Raw genomic sequence first — 461 nt, 5'->3', positions numbered from 1 at the left:
AGTACGGTACAACAAGGGTTTTCATTAGGTATCTCAAAGGATGAGCCCGTTAATGCGGGTGCTGAAACTACAAAGAATGGAATTACCTATTTTATTGAAGAAAAAGATATTTGGTATTTTGACAATCATGATTTGCATGTGGAATATAATAATAAAGCGAAAGAGCCCGATTATAAGTATCTATAAAAAAAACCTTTTCATTCACCTAATTTTTGAAGTGGCCCCTAAAAGTTAGACACGGTTATTTCATTAGGCGTCGAGTTTGGTATGAGTTCGATATTGTATCGGATTCATGCCTTTTAATTTTGCCTTAATGCGTTTTGTGTGTTTTAATACATTATGTACTTTTCCAGCTCGCTTTTAAAATGCTCCACACTCTCAAACTCTTTTATATAGAGAAACTTTGTCTTCATAATCCCGAAGACTTCTATTTATTAGCTTTGGCTTTTTCGTTACTCCAT

The 461-nt window shown here is 33.8% G+C and carries 1 protein-coding gene and 1 pseudogene; one reads left to right on the top strand and one right to left on the bottom strand.

All coding sequences use genetic code 11. The annotated features are described in order from the left end of the window. Positions 1 to 186, top strand: a 186-nt coding sequence (locus V7149_RS23395) for a HesB/YadR/YfhF family protein (RefSeq protein ID WP_438824149.1), incomplete at its 5' end; no start/stop codon positions are given. A 63-nt stretch (positions 187 to 249) separates the two neighbouring features. Here V7149_RS23395 and V7149_RS23390 read toward each other — a convergent pair. Next, positions 250 to 422: pseudogene (locus V7149_RS23390) on the bottom strand (IS3 family transposase); the annotation flags it as partial. Positions 423 to 461: the final 39 nt, after the last annotated feature.

This window comes from Bacillus sp. JJ1503 (assembly GCF_036965125.1).
Lineage (GTDB): Bacteria > Bacillota > Bacilli > Bacillales > Cytobacillaceae > Cytobacillus.
The sequence above is the reverse complement of the archived record's forward strand: the minus strand, read 5'-3'. Positions and strand labels throughout refer to the sequence as shown.